Source organism: Polaromonas sp. P1_A2, from assembly GCF_056406895.1.
This window is the reverse complement of the sequence record NZ_JBFTZI010000003.1, coordinates 465862-482746: the sequence shown is the minus strand read 5'-3', so window position 1 is coordinate 482746 and position 16885 is coordinate 465862. Positions and strand designations below refer to the sequence as shown.

17 protein-coding genes are annotated in these 16885 nt (G+C 61.5%); all 17 read right to left on the bottom strand.

From position 1 onward, the window contains the following. The 17 genes from AC1D09_RS14280 to AC1D09_RS14200 all read right to left on the bottom strand — a co-directional run bounded on the left by AC1D09_RS14280 (position 1) and on the right by AC1D09_RS14200 (position 16724). Positions 1-705: an SDR family oxidoreductase gene (locus AC1D09_RS14280; protein ID WP_477664598.1), complete on the bottom strand. Its 705-nt coding sequence runs from the start codon at positions 703-705 to the stop codon at positions 1-3. 80 nt (positions 706-785) lie between these two features. Then, complete coding sequence (locus AC1D09_RS14275; RefSeq protein ID WP_477664597.1) at positions 786-1787, bottom strand: NADP-dependent oxidoreductase; 1002 nt, start codon at positions 1785-1787, stop codon at positions 786-788. A gap of 18 nt (positions 1788-1805) precedes the next feature. Further along, complete coding sequence (locus tag AC1D09_RS14270) at positions 1806-2663, bottom strand: oxidoreductase (RefSeq protein WP_477701104.1); 858 nt, start codon at positions 2661-2663, stop codon at positions 1806-1808. 89 nt (positions 2664-2752) lie between these two features. Next, positions 2753-3367, bottom strand: a complete 615-nt coding sequence (locus AC1D09_RS14265) for a TetR/AcrR family transcriptional regulator (RefSeq protein ID WP_477661325.1) — start codon at positions 3365-3367, stop codon at positions 2753-2755. A 68-nt stretch (positions 3368-3435) separates the two neighbouring features. After that, positions 3436-3852 carry a VOC family protein gene (locus tag AC1D09_RS14260; RefSeq protein ID WP_477661324.1) on the bottom strand — a complete coding sequence of 139 codons (417 nt, stop codon included), beginning with the start codon at positions 3850-3852 and terminating at the stop codon, positions 3436-3438. 391 nt (positions 3853-4243) lie between these two features. Then, positions 4244-5209, bottom strand: a complete 966-nt coding sequence (locus tag AC1D09_RS14255) for a hypothetical protein (RefSeq protein WP_477661323.1) — start codon at positions 5207-5209, stop codon at positions 4244-4246. 2 nt (positions 5210-5211) lie between these two features. Beyond that, positions 5212-6354 carry a ParB N-terminal domain-containing protein gene (locus tag AC1D09_RS14250; protein WP_477701103.1) on the bottom strand — a complete coding sequence of 381 codons (1143 nt, stop codon included), beginning with the start codon at positions 6352-6354 and terminating at the stop codon, positions 5212-5214. A 2-nt stretch (positions 6355-6356) separates the two neighbouring features. Then, positions 6357-7301 carry a DNA cytosine methyltransferase gene (locus AC1D09_RS14245; RefSeq protein ID WP_477661321.1) on the bottom strand — a complete coding sequence of 315 codons (945 nt, stop codon included), beginning with the start codon at positions 7299-7301 and terminating at the stop codon, positions 6357-6359. A 327-nt stretch (positions 7302-7628) separates the two neighbouring features. Then, positions 7629-8033 (bottom strand): very short patch repair endonuclease, encoded by a 405-nt coding sequence (locus tag AC1D09_RS14240; protein WP_477661320.1) that lies wholly within the window; start codon positions 8031-8033, stop codon positions 7629-7631. Positions 8034-8228: 195 nt separating this feature from the next. Continuing rightward, positions 8229-9332 (bottom strand): VWA domain-containing protein, encoded by a 1104-nt coding sequence (locus tag AC1D09_RS14235; RefSeq protein ID WP_477701102.1) that lies wholly within the window; start codon positions 9330-9332, stop codon positions 8229-8231. A 23-nt stretch (positions 9333-9355) separates the two neighbouring features. Beyond that, complete coding sequence (locus AC1D09_RS14230; RefSeq protein WP_477661318.1) at positions 9356-10321, bottom strand: DUF58 domain-containing protein; 966 nt, start codon at positions 10319-10321, stop codon at positions 9356-9358. Further along, positions 10302-11315 carry an AAA family ATPase gene (locus AC1D09_RS14225; protein ID WP_477661317.1) on the bottom strand — a complete coding sequence of 338 codons (1014 nt, stop codon included), beginning with the start codon at positions 11313-11315 and terminating at the stop codon, positions 10302-10304. The genes AC1D09_RS14230 and AC1D09_RS14225 overlap by 20 nt, the downstream gene beginning before the upstream one ends. Before the next feature lie 35 nt (positions 11316-11350). Next, a complete protein-coding gene (locus AC1D09_RS14220) occupies positions 11351-12301 on the bottom strand; it encodes a S1C family serine protease (RefSeq protein ID WP_477661316.1) in 951 nt (316 codons plus the stop codon). Positions 12302-12633: 332 nt separating this feature from the next. Next, positions 12634-13494, bottom strand: a complete 861-nt coding sequence (locus AC1D09_RS14215; protein WP_477661315.1) for an ABC transporter permease — start codon at positions 13492-13494, stop codon at positions 12634-12636. A 118-nt stretch (positions 13495-13612) separates the two neighbouring features. Beyond that, a complete protein-coding gene (locus AC1D09_RS14210; protein WP_477661314.1) occupies positions 13613-14518 on the bottom strand; it encodes an ABC transporter permease in 906 nt (301 codons plus the stop codon). Positions 14519-14525: 7 nt separating this feature from the next. After that, a complete protein-coding gene (locus AC1D09_RS14205; protein WP_477661313.1) occupies positions 14526-15626 on the bottom strand; it encodes an ABC transporter ATP-binding protein in 1101 nt (366 codons plus the stop codon). 21 nt (positions 15627-15647) lie between these two features. Beyond that, entirely contained in the window at positions 15648-16724 is a 1077-nt protein-coding gene (locus tag AC1D09_RS14200) for an extracellular solute-binding protein (protein WP_477661312.1), read from the bottom strand. Positions 16725-16885 lie beyond the last annotated feature (161 nt).

Here is a 16885-nt window from a genome sequence, read left to right as displayed (position 1 = left end):
TCAGGCCGCCTGCGGCAGGTAGCTGGGCCGGGGCGCCGTCAGGCCGCGCTTGACCTGCTGGGTCATTTCATCGCCCAGTACTTCATCGGCACCCGCCTCCAGGCCGTCCAGCGCGCGTTTGACGATGTCTTCGGGGCTGCTCTTGGGCACGTCGAAATCACGGATCAAATCGGTGTCCACATAACCCATGTGCAGGCCCAGCACCTGCGTCTTTTGTGCGGCGAGTTCATGGCGCAGCGAATTGGTCAGCGACCAGGCCGCGGACTTGCTGGCCGCATAGGCCGCGAGTTCACCGCCGTTCACCCACGACACAATCGACAGCACATTGAGCAAACCGCCACCGCCGTTGGCCTTGAGCACGGGCGCAAAAGCCTTGCTCATGCGCAGCACACCAAAGAAGTTGGTTTCCAGCATGCGATGCGAGGTCTCTTCGCTGTCGGCCGCGAGGAAGCCGCCCGGCTTGCCCACGCCGGCATTGTTGATCACCAGCGTGACATCCGACGCCAGCGCCGCGGCGGCCGCCACTTCGTCCGGCTTGGTCACGTCCAGCTTCAGGGCCTGCACGCCGGGCAGGGTGATGGTGGCCGGGTCGCGGGCGGCCGCATACACCTTGCGCGCGCCGCGCGCCAGCAGCTCGCGCGCAAAAGCCAGGCCTATGCCGCGGTTGGCACCGGTGACGAGGACGACGGAATCTTTGATCTTCATAAACTTCTCCAGAAAAATAAATAAGTGGGAAACACACAATCCGGTTGCCGGCTTCCACCCGAACCGGCACGAACAAAAACTCAGCGAAGCTTGATGACCACCTTGCCTTTGGCGCGGCCGGTTTCCACATAGGCCATGGCCTCGTTGGTCGCTTCAAAGGGAAAGACACGGTCCACCACGGGGCGTATCACGCCGGCGTCGATGAGGCCGGTGATCTCGCGCAGCTGGCTGCCGTTGGCCCGCATAAACAGGAAGGAATAGCCCACACCGCGGCCCCTGGCCTTGCGCCGTATGCCGGCGCTCAGCAGCCGCATCACCAGCCTCACAAATGCCGGGGCCTTGATCTCTTGGCCGAAGTCCGGATCAGGCGGCCCCGAGATCGAAATCAGCTTGCCGCCGGGCTTGAGCACGCGCAGCGACTTGGCCAGCGTCTTGCCGTCCTGGCTGTTGAGCACCACGTCGTAGCCCTGCAGCACATCTTCAAAGTCCTGCGTCCGGTAGTCGATCACCACGTCGGCGCCCAGGCGCTTCACCAGCTGGGCATTGGCTGCGCTGGTGGTTGTGGCAACGGTCGCGCCCAGGTGCTTGGCCAGCTGGATCGCAAATGTGCCCACGCCGCCCGAGCCGGCCTGGATAAAGACTTTCTGGCCTTTTTTGAGCTGGGCTTTCTCGACCAGCGCCTGCCAGGCCGTCAAGGCCACCAGCGGAATCGAGGCGGCTTCCTCCATCGTGAGGCTCGCGGGTTTGTGCGCCAGCGAGGTTTCCTTCACGGGGACAAACTCCGCAAACGTGCCGATGCGGAAATCATCGGGCCGTGCATAGACCTCGTCGCCAACCCTGAACTGCCGCACGCGCGGGCCGACCTTGGCGACCACACCTGCCACGTCATGGCCCAGCACCAGCGGCAGGCGATAGGGCAGGATGAGCTTGAACTCGCCATTACGGAGTTTGGAATCCAGCAGGTTCACGGCCGCGGCGTGGACTTGCACCAGGACTTCGTCCTCGCGCAGTTCCGGCTCAGGCAGTTCAGCCAGTCGCAGCGCGGCTTGTTTGCCGTAGCGGTCCAGGACAAATGCTTTCATGTGTTTTCCTTGAGGGGCTTAGTTGCCGAGGGCCGGCGTGCGCGGCAGCGGCGCCACGGCCGCATCCAGCTGCAGGTTTTTGCGGATACCGGCATCGACCAACCCGGCCGGTGCAAAGCGGCGCAGCCATTGCAGGCCGCCCGCGCGGGCGCCTGCCGTGTAGCGCAGCTTGGGGTTAGGCGCAAGGGCGGCTTTTAAGACGGTGTCGGCCACCACCGCCGGGCTGTCGCCCTGTTCAACGAGTTTGTTCATTTTTTGCGTCACGGCCGCGCGGGCCTCGCGGTAGGCCTCGAGCTTTTCGTCGGGCTCCAGCAGGTTGGTGTCGAACTGCGTATTGGTGTTCGCCGGCTCTATGACCGACACACGTATGCCGCGTGTGCGCAGCTCATGGTCCAGCGACTCGGAATAGCCTTCCACCGCGTGTTTGGTCGCGGCATACAGCGCCATATAGGGCATGGGCAAAAAGCCGAACACCGAGCTCATGTTGAGGATGCGCCCGCTGCCCTGGCGCCGCATATGCGGCAGCACGGCCCGGGTCATGCGCAGCAGCCCGAAAAAATTGGTGTCAAAAATCGCCTGGGCCTGTGCGATGGAGCTTTCTTCCGCGCCGGCCGGCGCAACGCCAAAACCCGCGTTGTTGACCAGCAGGTCTATGCGGCCTTCGCGCGCGATCAGCGTCCGCACCGCGGCCTCAGCCGATTCATCCTGGGTCACGTCCAGGGCCAGCATTTCAAACGGTTGGGCCTGGCCCGCCTGCGCGCCGCGCCGGCTGGTGCCGTAGACCTTGTAGCCGGCCTTCACCAGCCGCAGCGCGGTCGCTTCGCCTATGCCCGAGGAGGCGCCTGTGACGAGGGCAATCTTGTTGGGTGTGTTCATGGTGTTTCTCTTTCGGTGTGAACTGTATTTGGCATGATGCTTGTCATATATAAGGGCGAAGAAAAAAAGCGGGCGTACTTCAAGGCGAATCAAACGGGGGCGGGTGTCAGCTGCTTGATCGCAGCCTCGCGCAGGCTGTCCGCCAGAGCGGGTTCGTCGACCGCGCGGGCCAGCAGCAGGGTGCCGACCATGGTGGACACCGTCACGAGTGCGCGTTCATGGGCGCCGGGCTGGCCCCAGTCGGGCGACTGGCGCGCAACCAGGTCAATCATTTCCTTGATGTGGCGTGTGGTGGCGCGGCGCACCTCGGGCGCCTGGCGCGGCGTCTCGGAGCCCAGGGCGGCCAGCGGGCAGCCCATTTCCACCTGGGCCACATGCTCGGGCGAAAGGTAAGCACTCACCATGGTCGCCAAGGCCTCATCGGGCGGCGTGGCGGCCGCCACACCCGCCACCAGGGCGGCAGCCTCGGCACAGGCCCGCGTCGCGGCTTCGGCCAGCATGGCCTCGCGCGAGGCGAAATGCGCATAAAACGCCCCATGGGTCAGCCCGGCCTCTTTCATGATGTCGGCCACGCCCGTGCCGTCGTAACCGCTGCGCCGTATCGCCCGCGCGGCTACCGACACGATGCGTTCGTGCGAGGCCTCCTTGGCAGCGGTCCTGGCATTGATTTTGGGGTGTTTTGCGTTTCGCATGATGTGCATCATACATGTTTTGGCGAAAGCGTGCAACGGGGTGGTTTTGGGCCATGCCGCCAGGCGGACGGCGTCCCTGGCTAATCAGCCACAGCCAGAACCAGCCAGGGCACGCCAAAGCGGTCCACCAGCTGGCCAAAACGCGCGGCCCAGGCCACCCGCGTGAGCGGCGCCTTGACTTCGCCGCCTTCGGCCAGGCCGTCAAAGATGCGCGTGGCCTCGGCCACGCTGCGGCAGTGCAGGGCAATGTTAAAGCCGCGCATGGACTTGAATTCGTCGGGCGGCACATCGTTGCCCAACAAGGCCCAGTCGCCGACCTCCAGCTGCGCAAAACGGATGTGCTCGGGCGCCGAAGGTTTGGAGCCTGGCGGCAGCGGAACATCCTGGGTCTCGCCCAAGGCATTCATGGTGGTGATCTTGCCCCTGAGCAGCTTTTCGTAATGCTCAAAGGCCTGGCGGCAGTTGCCGTTAAAGGCCAGTTGCGGCATGAGTTTCATGGCAAGTCCTCCTGGGCCGGCGGCACCTGGCATGGTGCGGCCGGCTGGCTGATGTCTCTCAGGCTAGGCTTGTGGGGACCAGGCGTCAGCTCTGGGTTTCAGCTTTGGGTGTAGGACTTGGCTGACTGGCTGACTGGCTGATTGGTCCGCTGCCGGAAAGCTAGCGAAATCCGGTATCGGCCGCCACGCCTTTCAAAATCGTGTACTTGAGGACTTTGGGCGATGGCTTCGGCAACTGTCAGCGCGGCATAGGCACACGCTGCGCTTTCAGCTACGGGCAGGAGAGCGGCCACAGAAACTCTGCTGATGCGGAGTGTTTCGTGTGTCCAGTGAAGCTTAATGAGCTGTTCAAGGGCATTGCGAGTGTTCAGACGCCCGGAGAGCGACTAGCTCAGTCAGTAACTGCATTTGCGACTTCACCAACTACAGCCTGAATCTGCTCAAAAACATCGTCTGATAGCTCGTGAATGACATTTTCCATAGCACGCATCATTCTCAGACGATCAATGATTACGCAATCCTGGCTATACATATCATTGACCCACGTACCGGAAGCGTTGCGATACAGAACGGGTGTGTAGAGAATGGTTATTGGATCGTGCCCCATCGAGAAAAAAGCGCCACTACGCTGAGCTTCCAGCGTCTTTTTGGGCCAGCCATTTTGTTGGGCCGCGCACTGCGCAAAGTAGGCGAGGATTCCTCTTGCGCTGTCACCCATTCTGTTAATAGCTACTAAGTCTATTCCCGCATCTCCCGAAGTGGATTGCTGATCAATCACATCCTGTACAGGGAGTGCATTGAGCAAAACTGCAAGCTTATTCAATGCCAATCGAAGGTTGCTATCGAAATGTTGTGCCCGATCTGTTGATCCGGCATCGAATATGTATACATCCGCAGAATGTTTTAACGAGGCCCGAAGAGCCGCACTGGAAAGCTCCGTGAACACCTTCGCACACCGCTGCGGAAACCCAATCTGTCCGGAGAAAGAGGCTAGCCGTGAACAAACAAGACAGAACAGGTACACATATCCCGCTTTGGTCATCTCCGGCTTGGCGGTCAACAACGAATCTTGAAGATGAAATGGATAATTGTTATCCAGCGCGCCTGATCGATAACTAAACTGCTTAAAGCAGTCCTCAGCATTTCTGGAGTGAATCGTGGCAATGTCGATAGGCTGATCAGAACCGTCATTTTCGGTATCTGGGTCTGAGTCATGTGCACCCATACCAATCAGCCCATCCAGATCAGCCTTGCTTACCTGAGTAGTCCGTCCGACCAAAATTGTGAGTTCGGCAAGATCTGCGAACTGAAATGCTTTAGTTCTGGGAACTTCCCCCACGGTAAATTTCAGAGGCATGTTCAGCGACGAGCGGGACGTTTCTTGACTTTGCGTTCCAGTGTTGCCGTCAGGCTCTCTACTAGATCGTAAAGCTCGTCTGCCATTTTCGTGTGAGAACTATTGGGTGTGCAGCTAGGGGCCACTCCATTAGCAGCTCTGAGATGCTTCCTCGCAGACTGGAGATGCGCCATCAAATCATCGTTAATCCCCGTTGTATAGCTATAGGCTATTTCAAGACTTGCCCCGTCTTCCAATTGTTTGCGCGCATCAGGGGAGGCCAAGACTTTGGCGAGCATGGGCAACTTACGCGACTCAGCGACCGTGGTCTCACCGTCAGAGTTTTCTTTGTACAGCCACTCCGTTAGACGCCTTATCTTGTCAGCTTTAAGAACCGCAGGGGTGTGTATCGGTTCAAGTCGCTGATATTCTCCCGACCTAGAGTCTTTTTTGGCCGCTCCAACGTATTCCGCAATTGGGTCATACCCCACCGCTGTGTAGAGGGTACCGAAATCAATGGTCTCTTCTGAAAGATTTGGGATTCCAAAAAAACCTTTCTGATCCATTACTTCGTAAACAGCCAGCCCATCCAAATTACTCTTTATGTAATCCGTACGTTTGTAGCTGCCAATCTGTTCGGCTACGGCTCGATATCCGTCGCGGGGTGGTTTTCCCTTGTGGTGCACTACATCAAACAACTGGCGCATGTATCGCGCCTTAGCCAACGGTTCCCATTGCCGTACGCCGACTATATGTCTTGACCCTAGGTATGGCAGAACCTCTTCACGCGTATTAAAGACAACAACCGGCAGCTGGCGCAACCTTGCCTTGTTTTTTGCACCTTTTGCCAGCTCGGCAATGGAGGGACGTTGCGGATATAAAGTGGGATCAAGAATAAGTCTGACTGCTGTAAGGCGACGATTGCCTTCAATTACTCGCAACTGGCCGGGCTTGTCTGCCTTGTTGTGATATGCGACTAGGGCCTCTCCGAGAAAGAACCCATTCTTTCCGATGGAAGACATTAAGTCTTCAATGGCACCTTTGCTCGCGATGTACGCGACCATCTTTTCCTGCGTCCGAGGAATCAGATCTTCTGGAAGTCGCGGATTGTCCTTGTCTAGCAACAGCCGGTCAATGTCTACGAATTCGATGGACTTGTCTGCCATTGTTAATTCCAAATTTCTGCGGGCAATGCACGTGCGACGGCTTCGAATAGTGGCGGCGGCACCGCGTTGCCAGCTACTTTGTATCGCATATCTAAACTGCCATGCTCAGTATCGGGAAACTTGAAGTCACGCGCAAAGCCTTGCAAGCGCGCTGCCTCTCTGTAGCTGAATCGACGAGCACGGTCATCGGATACGAATCTCCAAACGTTGTGCTCCACTTTTTCCAGGGCGGGACTAATCGGGTGAAGCGGCATATGGCGCGGATTAGCCACTATGGTCTTGGAAGCTTCATTCCAACCTCGCCGACGATCACGCGACAAATAGTACCAGTGGAACTCCCTATCGTAGAACTCGCCTTCAGGCCAGTGGCGCATGTATTTCAATGCCTCGCGAATAGTTACTAGAGGCTCGCTCCGACCTTCGCCATGAGTCGGCGTTGGAAAGGCATACTCGTAGTCCAAGTCCTCTCTGATACCGACAATGAAAATTCTTTTCCGTTCTTGTGCAACTCCATAGTCAGCCGCATTCAAGACTTCGGTTTTTACTTTGTAGCCTGCTTCCGTGAAAATCTTCACTTGGCTTTGCAGAAGATGGCGGTAGTTCTGTCGCACCATGCCGGAGACGTTTTCGACAATGAATGCTTTGGGCTTGATTTGCCTCAAGGCCCGGGCAAACTCCAGGTAGAGCTTGTTTATCTTTCTGGACGGATCACGCACCCCTCCTTGGCTAAACCCCTGGCAGGGGTAGCACCCAACCAGCAAATCGGCATTGGGGAAGACCTTGATTTTGGAAACATCACCCAAAACGTAGTCCGTGGCCGCGTGATTTGCTTCATAGACGTCTTTTGCATAGGCAAGGACATCATTTGCCATAACCACCTCAAAGCCAGCACTAATGACGCCAGCGTCCGACCCGCCACAACCAGAGAAGAGAGAAACGGCTTTCATAGCATAAATTCCTGAATTTGGGGGAGTGTAGCTGGATCGAGCTTTCATGGCCAGCCCCACGTGACAGGAGGCTCCAGCAATACTCCAAGCCATGTTCGGCCCTTTTTTACCAGATGAGCTACTGGCCTCTGAGCTTGACGCGTGGATAGCAGGGGTGCTAGCCTAGTTGACCTCCTTTGGTGCCGACCACTTGCTACGGATCTACATAGATTCTGATGGAGAGGAATTACGACGCTAATAGCCGAAACTCACGATATCTTCTGGGCAGTTCAAGTATCAAACCGGCGATGGTGTATCTGGGCTGTCGAGGGGAAATTTATTGGGCTCCTAGCTATTCATAAAAGATTCGAGTTTTTCAGTCAAGCCATCCAGCTTACGTATTTCGCACTCCCATAACTCCAGTACTGTCCAGCCGCTTTGCGTTAAAGCATCTAAAGTTCGTGCATCGCGGCTCCGATTCGCATGAATCTTGGCATTCCAGTAGCCTTGATTTGACTTTGGTTTTGATGCGAGCTTGCATGTGTGCCCATGCCAAAAGCATCCTTGCACCAGAACGATTTTCTTATGCCTAGGCAAAACAATGTCGGGTCGGCCCGGCAAATCTTTCCGATGCAGGCGGAAGCGGTAACCCAGGCGATGCAGAATAGATCTCACGACAAGTTCGGGCTGCGTGTTCTTGCTGCGGATTCGGCTCATCAATGCGGATCGCTTTTCGGGAGAGATTGTGTCCATAAGCTTTGGCTAGCGAATAGCAAAACAATCATTCTCGACAAGGAGCTATAAGATTCAATTTGACTAACTACCGAATCCGCCGAAGGACCGTACCCCACCGTAGAGGCCCCAATTGAGTGAGTAGATCGGCGGCTTTTCTCGCCTGAATACCAGCGTCGCCTCGCTTGTCATTCGGGGGAAGGCGTTATGCCTTCCTCAAAGAATCCGATTAAACCAAAGCAGCGACAAACTAGCCGACACCAAGGCCAACGCAGCCGCCAGCAGCGCCAGCAGCCCGGAAATCTCAGTCTCTTTTTTCTCAATCGCCAGCCGCGAACTCAGCGTCTCATAAACCTTCTTCAAGTCCGCTGCGGTCCCCGCATAAAAGTACTCAGCCTGCGTGGTGCGGGCAATGCCCTTGAGTGTTTCTTCGTCGAGCTTGACGCGCATGGACCAGCCTTCAAAACCAATCGTCTCCCCATCCACCGTGCCCACGCCCACGGTGTAGACACGCACACCGCGGTCGGCGGCGGCTTTGGCGGCGTCCAGCGAGTCCACGCCTGTGGTGCGCTGGCCGTCGGTCAAGAGGATGATGGCGCCCGAGGTGTAGGAGCCGGGGGCGACGGGGACAAACTCTTTTTTGGCGGCGGCGTTTTTGTCGGGATTGAGGGCCTGGTCGATTGAGGTGCCGCGCGGTTTTTCGCGGCCGTATTGCATGGAGGCCAAATCAATGCCGGCATCGGGAAACAATTCGGCCAGCGAGACGACGATGCCGTTGCCGATGGCCGTGCCGCGCTGCAGCTGGAATTTGTCGATGGCGACGACCAGGTCTTCGCGGCTTAGCGTGGGTTGCTGCACGACGGAGGCGGTGCCGGCAAACGCGACTATGCCCACTCGCACATTGCGCGGCAGATCGGCGAGAAAGGCCTTGGCGGCGTTTTGCGCGGCGACCAGGCGATTCGGCAACACATCGGCGGCGCGCATGCTGCCCGAGACGTCCATGGCCAGGATGATGGTTTCGCGCTGCGAGGGCAGGCTGATGACGGCAAAGGGGCGCGAGGCCGCGACCAGCATGGCGGCGATGGACAGCAAAAACAGCAGCGGCGGCACATGGCGCCTGAAGCCCTGGCCGCGGCCCATGGCTTCGCGCACGATGGAGAGGCTGGCATAGCGCAATGCCATTTTTTTCTTGCGGCGCAGCAGCCAGATATAGACCAGCACCAGCAGCGGAATGACGAGCAGCAGCCACAAAAATTCCGGCCACAAAAAGGTCGGCCAAGGCAGTTTGGTAAAAAAGGAGGTGAACCCGCTGAAGTTCATGATGGGAGGTCCTTGGGTCGGCTTCAGGCAGCGCGCTTGAGGTGGGCCGGCAACGCATTGCCGCCCGCGCCGGTGCTGCGGCTGCGGCGCTTGCGCAGTTCGGTGAAGCGCATGATGGCGTCGACCAGGTTGTCGTCGGTGGACAGCTCCAGCGCGTCGACGCCGGCGCGCGCCAGGGCTTGCCTTAACTCGGCCTCGCGCTGGGCCGCGATGCGCGCAAACCGTTTGCGGAAACCCGCGTCATGGGTGTCGACCAGCAATTGTTCGCCGGTTTCGGCATCGCGTATCGGGATCAGGCCCAGGTCGGGCAGGTCCAGCTCCAGCGGGTCCAGCAGGCGGACGGCCACGACCTCGTGGCGGCGAGCCAGCTGGCCCAAAGGTTTTTCCCAGCCGGGTTCGCTGATGAAGTCGGACACGACGAACACGGTGGAGCGCCGGCGCAGCAGGTTGGCGGCGGATTCAAGCAGCTCATGCAGGCGGGTGGTGCCCAACTGGGTGATTTCAGGTCGGGTCTGCAGGGTGTGCAGCAAATGCAGCACATGGTGGCGGCCGCCGCGCGCGGGGATCACGGCGTCGACGCCGGAGCCGTAGAGCATGGCGCCCACGCGGTTGCCGTGGCGGGTCAGCATGCGGGCCAGCACGGCGACAAATTCGGCCGAGACATTGCGCTTGCGCTGCTCGCTGGAGCCGAAGTCCATGGAGGGGCTCAAGTCCAGCAAAAAACAGGCGCTCATCTCGCGGTCTTCGGTGAAGACGCGCACATGGGGTTGTTCCAGGCGCGCGGTGACGTTCCAGTCGATGTGGCGCACGTCGTCATGGTGCTGGTATTCACGCAGGTCGGCTAAATCCATGCCGGTGCCGCGCAGCAGGGTGCGGTAGTCGCCCTGCAGCAGGCCGTCGAGGCGGCGCAGCACCGTCCACTCGAGCCGGCGCAGCAGCTGGTCGGCGCTGGCGGCGGGTTTGGTGGGTTCAGGCGGCGAGTTTTTCATGCTCGAGGGGTTTTGCGGGCGGGGGGATCTTGGCCATGATTTTTGCAATCAGGCCGTCGGCCGACAGGCCTTCAGACAAGGCCTCATACGACAGCACCAGCCGGTGCCTGAACACATCGGGCACTAGGTCCGTCATGTCTTCGGGCAGGGCATAGCTGCGGCCGCGCAGCAGGGCCAGGGCGCGTGCGCCTTCGGTCAGGTTGATGGTGGCGCGAGGGCTGGCGCCGAAAGTGATAAAGCGCTGCAAGTCTTTCAGCCCATGCTTGACGGGCGTGCGTGTGGCCGAGACCAGGCGCACCGCGTACTGCACCAGCGAAGGGTCGACGTAAATGCGCCGGCATTCGGCCTGCAGGGCGGCGAGCTGCTCGGTGGTGGCGACGGCGCTCACGGCCACGGCCGGGCCGGTCACGCGCTGGACGATGACAAACTCTTCCTCGTCGGTGGGGTAGTCGACCAGCACCTTCATCATGAAGCGGTCCACCTGGGCTTCGGGCAGCGGGTAGGTGCCTTCGGTTTCTATGGGGTTTTGCGTGGCCATGACCAGGAAGGGCTCGGGCACCTTGTGGGTGGTGCCGGCAATCGTGACCTGACGCTCCTGCATGACTTCGAGCAGCGCGCTTTGCACCTTGGCGGGCGCGCGGTTGATTTCGTCGGCCAGCAGCAGGTTGGTGAAGACCGGGCCCAGCGAGGTGCTGAACTCGCCGGTTTTCTGGTTGTAGATGCGGGTGCCCACCAGGTCGGCCGGCACCAGGTCGGGCGTGAACTGGATGCGCTTGAACTGGCCCTGCACGGTGTTGGCCAGGGTCTTGATGGTCAGGGTCTTGGCCAGGCCCGGTACACCCTCGACCAGCAGATGGCCCTGGGCCAGGATGGCGACCATGACGCGCTCGAGAAAGCGGTCCTGCCCGACGACCACACGCTTGACCTCGTAAAGAATCTGCTCCATGAGCTGGGCGGTATCGTGGTTGGCGTTTTCTGGGGTCGTGTGGTCCATGCGTCAGTCCTTGGGAGGGGTGAGGTCGGGGATGTTCAGAACGGCGGCATGCCGGCGGCCGAGGCGGCGTTTTCAATCGGCACCGCAAAGCCTATGCCGACAAAGGTGCGCTGCTGGTTGGGGTTGAAGATGGCGGTGACGATGCCGACCACCTCGCCGTCCATGGTGACCAGCGGGCCGCCCGAGTTGCCGGGGTTGGCCGCGGCATCGAACTGGATCAGGTTGCTCATCATCTGCTTGCCTTCGGGCGAGCGGAAGTTGCGCTTGAGGCCGGAAATGACGCCCTGCGAGGCCGAAGGCCCTATGCCGAAGGGATAGCCCACGGCCATGACCTGGTCGCCGGGCGCCAGGTCGGCGGTGGAGCGCATGGTGGCGGCGATCAGGTCGTCGGGGATTTTGTGGGCCTGCAGCACGGCCAGGTCGTTCTCGGGCTGCACGCCGGTGATGCTGGCGGTGGACTCGAGACCGTCGGCAAAGGTGACCTTGATGATCTGGGCGTTCTGCACCACGTGCAGGTTGGTCAGGATGATGCCTTTGTCGACAATCACCACGCCGGTGCCCACGCTGCGCTGCTCGCTGTCTTCCTTGCCGTCCTTGTCCTTGCCCAGGCCGGTGATGCGCACCACCGAGGGGATGATGGTCTCGTAAGCCTTGGTGCCGGGCGAGGGCAGCACCGTGGTCTCCAGGGTCTTGAGCACGGCCGCGTTGATGTCTTCCTGGGTCAGCTTGCGCGCCGGGTGGCGCAGCGGCGAGGAAAAGCTGATCGCCAGCAGCAGGGCCAGCAGGCCGACCACGGACCACAGCAGGTAGAGCTGGTGGCGCGCCAGATAGCCGGCCAGGCGGGCGGCGCGGGGGAAGCGGGAGGGGGGAGGGGGTGCGGGGGAGAGGGTGGGGTCGTCGGCGGCCTCGCCGGCCGGCTGCGCCTGGGCGTCAGCCGCGCCTTGCGCCGGGCGGTTTGAACTGCTGTAAAGGGCTGGCCTGCGCATCCGTTCACCTCTGGGGTTCAAAGTGTCAAAACCGGGCTGGTACGGGAGCGAACGCCCCGTATTCACAGCTGCACCGTATCACGATTTGTGCATCCATGCACGGGATTTGGCTATAGGCGAGGGGGGGCTTTGTAAAGCGCCGTTGCGGCGGCCGGCTCCGAGGTGATCCCGGCGAAGCGGTCTTGGTTTTAACCCCCTCTCCCCCTGGGAGAGGGTTGGGGTGAGGGCCAGCGGCGGTCAATACGCCACCTTTCATGCACAGGCCGCGGCCCTCACCCCCGCCCTCTCCCAGAGGGAGAGGGAGCAAGACCAGGAAGTTTTGTGAGCGGCTGTTAACGCCCGGAGGCGTCCGGGGGGCTGCGCAGCAGCGTCAGCGCCAGCGCGGCCGAGGCCAGCATCAGGAACAGGCTGACCGCATTGAGCGCCGGCGTCGCGCCTTCGCGCATGCGGCCGTACATCATGACGGTCAGGGGCGCGTCGGAGCCGACCAGCATCAGCGTGGTGTTGAAGTTCTCAAACGACATCAAAAACGAGATAGCCGCAGCGCCGACCAGCGCGGGTTTCAGGTAGGGCAGGGTGATGGTGGTGAAGACCGCCGCGCGCGAGGCGCCCAGGTTGTAGGCGGCTTCTTCCAGGGTGATGTCAAAACGTTTCAGGCGCGCGGTGATGATCAGGGTGGCGATGGAGACGATGTAGGAAAACTGGCCTATCACCACCAGCGGCAGGCCGGGGCGCAAAAAGTCCAGCTCCAGGCCCCACCAGCTGTCGGCCAGCTGCGCCAGCCGGCTGGCAAAGGCCAGGATGGAGATGCCCAAAATCACGCCCGGGATCACCAGCGGCGCCAGCATCAGGAAGGACAAGGCCTGTTTGCCCGGGAAGCGGGCGCGTTCGATCAAAAAGGCATTGGTGGTGCCGACCAGCACGGCCAGCACGGTGACCCAGGCGGCCACCACCACGCTGGTCCAGAGGCTGGACAGCAGCGGGCCGTCGGCAAACAGGCCGGTGCGGCCGGGCTTGCCGCCGAAAAACCAGTCCAGGGTGAAACCGCGCCAGGGCGGCGCCGGGTAGGGCGCGTCGTTAAAGGCGAACACCGCCACCACCAGCAGCGGCAAAAACAAAAAGGCAAAAAACACCAGGGCATAGGCCACCGTGCCGGCGCGCAGCCAGGCGGGGCGGGGCAGGGAGGCGATCATTTAAGACGCCCCTCTAATCTTCGCCAGTGACGGCGCGGAACCGGCTTTGCCGGGCCGCAGCGGTCGCCCCCTGCAAGGGGGGAGGGAGCTACACGCAGTGAGATCCAACGGGGGTGTGTCATGTTTTCCTCATCACTTCGCCGAACTTCTGGCCTGTGAGCTTTAAGCCCAGCCAGACGATGGCGGTCGACAAGCCCAGCAGCAAAAAGCCAAAGGCCGCGCCCTGTTCCCAGTTAAAGCGCGTGATGAACTGGGTGTAGATCTGCTCGGTGAACCACAGCGAGTTTTTGCCGCCCAGCAGGGTGGGCGTGAGGTAGTTGCCCAGGGTCAGCATAAAGACCACGATGCAGCCGGCCAGTATGCCGGGCGCGGCATGCGGGATGACGATTTGCCACAGGATGGAGGGGCCGTTGCCGCCCAGGTCGTAGGCGGCTTCCACCAGCGAGTCGTCCAGGCTTTCGAGCGCGCTGATCAAGGGCACCACCATAAAAAGCATGGAGGTATAGACCAGGCCGACCAGGATGGTGGCGTCGCGGTAGAGCAGCTCCACGGGCGCACCGGTGATGCCCAGCTGCACCAGCACGGCCGGCAGCACGCCGGATTCGCGCAGCAAAATCATCCAGCCCAGGGTGCGCACGGTTTCGCTGACCCAGAAGGGGATCAGACACATCACCAGCAGCAGCGACTTGGCGCGCCCGCGCACCAGCTTGGCGATGGTCCAGGCAATCGGGAAGGCCAGCAGCAGCGTGATGCCGGTGGCCAGGATGGACATCAGGGCCGTGCGCACAAAGGTGTGCCAGTACAGCGGCTCTTCGACAAAGGTGCGGTATTGCGCCAGGCTGGGCGCGTATTCGCGCGGGGCGACGCGCACGCGCAGCGACAGCACGGCGAGGTCGATGTGCGGCAGCACGATCAGGCCCAGCAGCCAGACCAGGGCCGGCGCCAGCAGCAGGAACAGCACCAGCCTGGCCTGGGCCCGGCCGCCTGAACCGGGCGCGGAGGGCAGGACGGCCGCGGCTTGCATGGCGGCCTCAGGTGTTGCCGAAGCAGACGGCCTGCTCGGGGTCAAAGCTGAAGGCGACGGTCTCGCCTATGCGCAGGTCGGCGAAGCGGCCGGTCTGCGGCAGGGCGATGCGGAACTCGGTGCGGCTGGCGGTTTCGCGCAGCAGCACGGCCGAGTTGGCGCCGTCGAACAGCAGGCTTTCCACCTGGCCGGCGTAGACCGTGTGGTTGGACGGCAGCTCGGTGGCGTCGCGCGCCAGGCTGATGGCCTCGGGCCGCACAAAAGCCTGCACCGCCTGGTTGGGCTGCAGCCGGCCGGCGGCGCGCGCGCGCAGGGCCAGGCCTTCGCCGCTGGTGAGCTTGACCACGCTGCCGGCTTCCGCGCCGGCGGCGCCGGTGCTGCCCGCGAGCTTGTTGTTGGCGCCCACAAAACCCGCGACAAACGGGGTTTGCGGCTGGTAATACAGCTGCTGCGGTGTGCCCAGCTGCTCGAAGCTGCCGGCGTTCATCACGGCCACATGGTCGGACAGCACCAGGGCCTCGGACTGGTCGTGCGTGATGTAGACAAAGGTGGTGCCGAAGGCGGCTTGCAGCTGCTTGAGCTCGACCTTCATGTGCTCGCGCAGTTTCAGGTCCAGCGCGCCCAGCGGTTCGTCGAGCAGCAGCAGCGTGGGCTCCAGCACCAGGCTGCGCGCGATGGCCACGCGCTGGCGCTGCCCGCCCGAAAGCTGGTCGACGCGTTTGTCCTGCATGCCGGGCAGGCTCACGCGTTCGAGCATGGCGCCCACCTTGGCCGCGATGTCGATGCGCGACAGGCCGCGCCGCGCCAGGCCGTAGCCGACGTTCTCGCCGACCGACATCATGGGAAACAGCGCCAGGTGCTGGAACACCATGTTGACCGGCCGCTGGTTGGGCGGTACGCCGTTCATGGGCTTGCCGCCTATGTGGATCTGGCCCGCGTCGGGCGACAGAAAGCCGGCGATCATGCGCAGCAGCGTGGTCTTGCCGCAGCCCGAGGGGCCGAGGATGGAGAAAAAGCTGCCGCGCTCCACCGTGAAGGACAGGTCCTTCACGGCGGGCTGGCCGGCGTAGGTTTTACCGACGTGCTCGGCTTGCAGGTCTGCGTGCACCGCTGGTGGGCCGCTTGCCGTTTACTGGGCAGCTTTAATGCGGTCGAGTACCCGGCCTTCGATGTCCTCGATGCCGGCGGGAACAGCGGGATACCACTTGACGTTTTTGAGCGCGGCTTCGGGGAAGCTGGCGGCGAACTGGGCCTTGAGCTTGGGGTCGGCCAGCTGGTCGGCGCCCTTGGAGGCGGTGAAGTTGCCGGCCGAGCCCGCGACCTTGGCGGCGATTTCAGGGCGCATGTTGAAGTTGATCCAGGCGTAGGCGGCGGCATCGTTGCGGCCCTTGGCGGGGATGGCGAAGGTGTCTATCCAGCCCAGCGCGCCGGACTTGGGCGCGATGTACTGGATCTCGGGTTTTTCGGCATTGAGCTTCCAGCCGCCGGTGTCCCACATCATGGCGCCCACGACCTCGCCGGCGCGCATGCCGTTGAGCAGCTGGTCCTTGTTGTCCCAGTAGAACTTGATGTTGCTCTTGCAGGCGACCATGGTCTTGCCGACTTCGTCCATCAGCGCGCCGTAGGCTTTCGGGTCCTTGTAGAGCGCGAAGGGATCCTTGCCCGAAGCGAAGGCAAAGGCCAGCAGCGTGGGGCGCTTCAGGCGCACGGCGGTCTTGCCCTTGACGTCGGCCTTGCAGAGGTCGGGGTAGTCCGTCATCTTGGCCAGCTTGGTATTGACGACCAGGCCGTCGGTGCCCCAGATGTGCGGCAGGCCGTAGACCTTGCCGTCCAGCGTGGTGTTCTTTTTGGTGGCCTCCAGCATGGAGGGGATAAAGAGCTCGGACTTGATCTTGCTGAGGTCCATGGGCTTGTAGATGCCGAACTCCTGCTGCGGGCCGGTGATGCGGTCCTGCGAGGGCTGGGCCAGGTCAAAGCCGGCGCCGCCGGTGGCGCGCAGCTTGGAGATCATCTCTTCGTTGTTCGAGAGGGTCAGCTCGACGTCTATGCCGGTTTCCTTCTTGAACTGCGCCACGACGTCGGCCGGCACGTAGTCGGCCCAGGTGATCAGCCGCAGCTTCTGGTCTTGCGCCCAGGCGGCGCCGCTGAGGCTGGAGGCGAGCAGGCCGGTGCCGAGAATCTGGCTCATCAGGCGGGATAATTTCATTTGGCTTTCCTTTGTTATGTCGAGAGGGACGGGTTGACGAAAGGGGATCAGCTGAAAAGAAACCGGGGCGAAAACCGGGCCCCATGAAGGGCTGTTCCGCCTGAAAAAAAGCATAGGGTGTCCCGATTTCATTTCTGTGTCAACATCTTCATCAGGGGCTT